5 protein-coding genes are annotated in these 4,734 nt (G+C 53.3%); 2 read left to right on the top strand and 3 right to left on the bottom strand.

Annotated features, from left to right (window positions below; genetic code table 11):
- Positions 1-276, top strand: a 276-nt coding sequence (locus AMM33_RS01235; protein WP_194945162.1) for a transposase, incomplete at its 5' end; no start/stop codon positions are given.
- On the opposite strand, the gene AMM33_RS01230 is transcribed toward AMM33_RS01235, so the two are convergent.
- The 3 genes from AMM33_RS01230 to AMM33_RS01220 form a co-directional block, all read right to left on the bottom strand.
- The gene (locus tag AMM33_RS01230) at positions 248-1,297 is read right to left on the bottom strand and encodes a ParB N-terminal domain-containing protein (RefSeq protein WP_228767887.1); all 1,050 of its coding nucleotides are present in this window, start codon (positions 1,295-1,297) and stop codon (positions 248-250) included. The genes AMM33_RS01235 and AMM33_RS01230 overlap by 29 nt on opposite strands.
- A 149-nt stretch (positions 1,298-1,446) precedes the next feature.
- On the bottom strand, positions 1,447-2,634 hold the full coding sequence (locus AMM33_RS01225) for a restriction endonuclease subunit S (protein WP_090138076.1): 1,188 nt from the start codon (positions 2,632-2,634) through the stop codon (positions 1,447-1,449).
- Between the two features lie 215 nt (positions 2,635-2,849).
- Positions 2,850-4,259 (bottom strand): HsdM family class I SAM-dependent methyltransferase, encoded by a 1,410-nt coding sequence (locus AMM33_RS01220; RefSeq protein WP_194945161.1) that lies wholly within the window; start codon positions 4,257-4,259, stop codon positions 2,850-2,852.
- 126 nt (positions 4,260-4,385) lie between these two features.
- Between AMM33_RS01220 and AMM33_RS01215 the strand changes: the two genes are divergently transcribed.
- On the top strand, positions 4,386-4,734 hold a 349-nt coding region (locus tag AMM33_RS01215; RefSeq protein ID WP_228767886.1), incomplete at its 3' end, for a helix-turn-helix domain-containing protein.

Below are 4,734 nucleotides of genomic sequence, written 5' to 3'. Positions count from 1 at the left end.
ATGCTGGATCACTGGTGCACATGCGTGATGCGCTCCAAGGTCGAACCGATGAAGGACGTTGCCAAGATGATCCGCGCTCATATGGAAGGCATCGTGGCCTGGGCGCAGACACGCCAGACCAACGGATTCCTCGAAGCCATCAACGGTTTGTTCCAGGCATCCAAGCGTCGTGCGCGTGGGTTTACGCGAATCACAACGATCAAGACTGTCATCTTCTTGATCGCCGGGAGACTCGACTTCCACGCTATCAATCCTCATGCTGGGCAACCCACTTGAAATTCATCAGAGCCGAAATAAAAATCTGTCGGCTGCGGGACTTCAGAACGCTCTCAAACACATCCACCAAACTGGCTGCATCCACCGCTTGGGTCTGCCCCAAGTGGTAGTGATAACCCAAGCCGCGTGTGGTCGTTTTGGGGCTGAGGCGGTCAATGCGGTTGCTGTCGATCCAACGCGCAAAAGCGGGCAACTGCCGCCCCTCATTGACCAATGCGAAATAAACAAATGCAGTAAGCACACCATGACATGCTAAATCACGCAAGGCCTGCCCACAGCTGGCGCTGTAATAGCCATTGACCGCAATCAACGCAGAGCGAACACAATCAATCTCGCCCTGCAAAACAGTGACGTCATCGTTGGTCGCAACCGCCTGCTTGGCCGTCAAAAACTGCGCCAGTCCCAGTGCAAGGCTGTGCTTGCTCTCAAAGTGTTTGGCAAGGCCGCCCAAAAAGGCTTCATTGAACTGTGGCAGCAAGTAACGCGCAAGCCAATAAGCACGGCCAAAGCTTGGTTTGGTCAACAAGTCTTCATCACTGAACAAAGCGCCTGCGCCTGTTTGAAGGATGAGCCGCAAATTTTCTTCGGATGTGAGCGGGATTTGCTTGGCGTTGATGTTGTGGAACACCACCTTCTCGAAGCGCTCTTTTTTTGCCGGATCATCGTGCAGTACCACACAAAAAGGTGTGGGCAAATTGCTGGTCTTGGCGTTGGCTGCGCTCAGGCGATGGTTGCCGTCAATCCTAAACAGACGCAGGCCGTTTTCGTCCGATAGTTCATGCTCAGGCATGGCCAGAAAAGCCAAGTCAGGCGCGGAATTGCCCCCGACAATTTCGAGGCCTTTTGGTAACTTGGTCTTCACAATGCGAACCGAAAGACCATCCACGTTCGACGTGAAACCCTTGCCTGCGAACAAATCGCCCAATGGGGCCACTTGTTTGCCGCGTGCCTTGGCGTAGTCAAACTTGAGCGAAGCCGACAAGACCACCTCAGGAAAAAACAAATCCTGTTGGTCGTCCAAGAACTGTTCAATTTCACTGCGATGGGTTTCAATCAAATTACGCTGATACGCTGGATCGAAACGCGTGCAACGCGCCAATTCCCCCAGCGGGGCAACACCACGAATCACCGTGAACCCACCCAATGAGTGGTGCAAGATACCCGAGAGAATCATGCGCCCTCTCCCTTCAATAGTTGTTGTTCAAAGCGTTTGCGGGCATGTTCCCAAGTTTGGCGGGCACGCGCTTCAAGAACATCAGCTTCTGCGCTTCGACGTGTCGCTTCGTCAATAATCAACTGTTGTATTTCAAGACTTGGCAAGGGAACAAGAACATTTCCCAATTCCTCTTGCGTGATTGCGGGGTAGTTGCCGCCACTGGCACGTCGGAGCATCTGCTGCAAAGAACTGCTCAGACGCAGAACCACCCATATGAAACTCTTGGATGTGGTATTGGCCACATTGCGAATAACCGAAAAACCCGTGGATGCCACGCAACCCTTGTGCTCATCTCCGAGTAAAGCGATTGACCCATGGTGGGGACGGGTCAAACTCACAATCAGATCATCGGGTTTAACAGCCAAGCGAGCTCTGCTGGGTGCATCTGCAACTGTGATGGTGTTGGCAACCGCCTTGCCACGTCTTCTGTCCACACCGCTGATTTCGATGTAGCGAAATGTGGATTCGGCATGCTTGGATGGGCTCCATGTATCGTCAGAAAATACAACCAAGTCCCCTAACCGCGCATGCGGCGCAGACGTGATGGCTCGTTCAATCTCGATGAACTCTGGCAGATAGTGAAAAGGGTCAAGTCGGCCTTTGGTTCGACCAATACGTATGGCAAAGGTATTTCTCCGAACAGGTTGCGAGGGTTTAATGCCCATCGTCTTTAATGCCCAAGGTTCAAACCCATGAATAAGCTCATCAGCCGTCTCAATTGCACGATCCCGCTCGGCGCGAGCGGCGTCAAGTTCGGTTATGAGGCGTCGCTGGAAATCAAGAGAAATGTCGGGCACCTCAAGCGCGAGCACCTCATTCGCATTGATGTGTGGCTGAGCAGCACGATTTTTAACTACATCTATCTGTGCTCGACCAAAACTTGTGTACAAACAGGCGCAAAGATATTCAGAGATTGTCCGAATATTCGGTACCGCTATTAAGTCGTATGCCGCATACGCGCCATTTAATTCAGACGGAACGACAGCACAGTCTCCAGTATTCACACCACTACGAACGATGATGAGTTCGCCGCCGCTTAAGCGACATTTCTCCATGGATTTTGGTTGTTCGGCTGCGACGTGTGGCAGTGCATCCATCAAGATCCGCCCGTCTTTTATGTCAGTGGCGCGGACGAAGGGCACAGATTTTTCCGAGATCTGAACACGAGGAGGCGGACTTCCCGTGCCATACCTGACGCTATCTAAAAGATTACCAAGCGAGATAGGGCACACGCGATCTTCCGCCACAGCATCACGCCATTGGTGCAACGCCAACGAAAAGCTACCGACATCCCAACGCCCCGCCGTATCCCCCCGTCTCACCGCAAAGCAAATAGCTTGCCCTGCAGGGACGGGGGTCAGACGAAAAAATCTTCGGGCTGCTGTTTGAAAGCGTTGTACTGACCGAGCAGGCCGCTGTCCTCGATCACCTTGCGGTGGTGTTCGCTCCAGTGGCCAGGTTTTTTGCCTTCACCGGGCACCCAGTCCAGTTCCACGCGCCAGTCGAACAAATCGCAGCGCTGGCGCTCTGTGCGGTGCTGCTCGGGCGTTTCGCTCAACACCTCCACTTGGTAGGTGTTGCGGCCAGTGGCGTCGTAGCCAATGTTCTCGGCCATGGCCATGAAGATGGCTTCGTCATCGCTGGCATTTTGGTTGGGCCAGCGCTTTTCCAGAAACACCACGCTGGATTTCACGCCTGCACCAAAGTGAGCAAAGGCAAACTGGGGCAGGCTGACCACGGCCAGCACCTTGAAGCGCTCCAGCAGCCAATCGCGCACGCCTTGCAAGCTGGCGTTGGTCAACAAACCATCGGGAAGTACCACGGCTGCTTGTCCACCGGGCTTGAGCAATTGCCAAATGCGTTCACAGTACACAACTTCCGTCTTGACGCTGGCACGTTGCTTGATGGATTTTTTGCCTGCTTTGTGGTCAGCGGTGTCGTCTTCGGGGTCGTCTTCGTCTTTGCCCCCTTTGCCGATGTAACGCGACAGCTCATAGGTCTTGAGATAGCTGTGCAGTTCTTCTTTGATGACTGCACCAAAGGGTGGGTTGGTTGGAATCTTAGAAAAGCCTTTTTTCTCGTCGCGTCTAACGACTTCTTCCATCTTGCCTGTTTCGATGTTGAACTCGGGCTCGCGGTAAATGCCCATGACCTTGGCAAATGCATCGTTTTTGAACGCAATCGTGCTCAAGGGTTCCAGCGCGTCGTTGCCGATAACGTTGGTGTGTCCATCGTCGTGCACGATCATGTTCATCTTGGCAACACGGGCAATCTCTTCATTGATCTCAATGCCGAAGAGGTGCTTTTCTGCAAAGCTGTGCCAATACTTGTGATGGCGGGCACTCTCTTCTTGTCCATCGCCCCCTCCTTCACCGGGGTAGCGCTGATCGGCTAACTTGCGCACATGGTCCAGTGCATGCAACAAAAAACCACCCGAACCACAAGCGGGGTCGATCACATCGTCCTCGGCTTTAATGTCCAAAATTTGAATGGCAAAGGCGATGATGTTGCGCGGTGTGAAGTACTGCCCAAAATCGCCTTTGAAAAACCCATCCATGAATTGCTCAAAGGCCACGCCTTTGGTATCCAAATCGGTGGCTGTGAGGTTCACACTTTCCAAGTGCAGCACCACATTTTTGAGTGTGGTTTCATCGATCTTGATGTCTTCATTGAAAACATCAGGTTCGTTTTGACGTTCAATGTCGTACAGCGCTTTGATGCGTGCCGCCAGACTTTTATTAGTGGCGGATTCAAGTACGAGGTGCAACAAAGATGAACCCGGTGATGGGTGGCTGAGGATGTCAAGGCATCATGGCCACTCAAACCGCCAAGTCCAAGTTGCCAGATGTACAAGCACCTCAGCCGAGAAGAACGATATCAAATTCACAGCCTCTTGAAAGCCAAACAGACCATCACCGAGATCGCCCGATCATTGGGCAGGAGCCGCAGCACCATCAGCCGCGAACTCAGCCGTGGTCGTGGCCAGCGTGGCTATCGCGCCGAACAAGCCTGCGCCAAGGCGACTGAGCGGGCACAGCAAAGCCGTAATGCCCGCCGTGTAGATTCCAAAGTCTGGTCCGATGTGGATTTCTVCCTGGGCATTCAATGGAGCCCCGAGCAGATTGCAGGCAAGGTGGCTGTCAGCCATGAGAGCGTCTATTTGCGTGTGTATGCCAACAAGGCCGCTGGCGGTGGTTTACCCAAAAACCTGCGGAGCCAAAAGCCACGGCGCAATCGCCACG

Origin of the sequence: Limnohabitans sp. DM1 (assembly GCF_001269385.1) — a bacterium.
Taxonomy (GTDB): domain Bacteria; phylum Pseudomonadota; class Gammaproteobacteria; order Burkholderiales; family Burkholderiaceae_C; genus Limnohabitans_A.
Note: the sequence above shows the minus strand (reverse complement) of the source record. Positions and strands in the feature narration are given on the sequence as shown.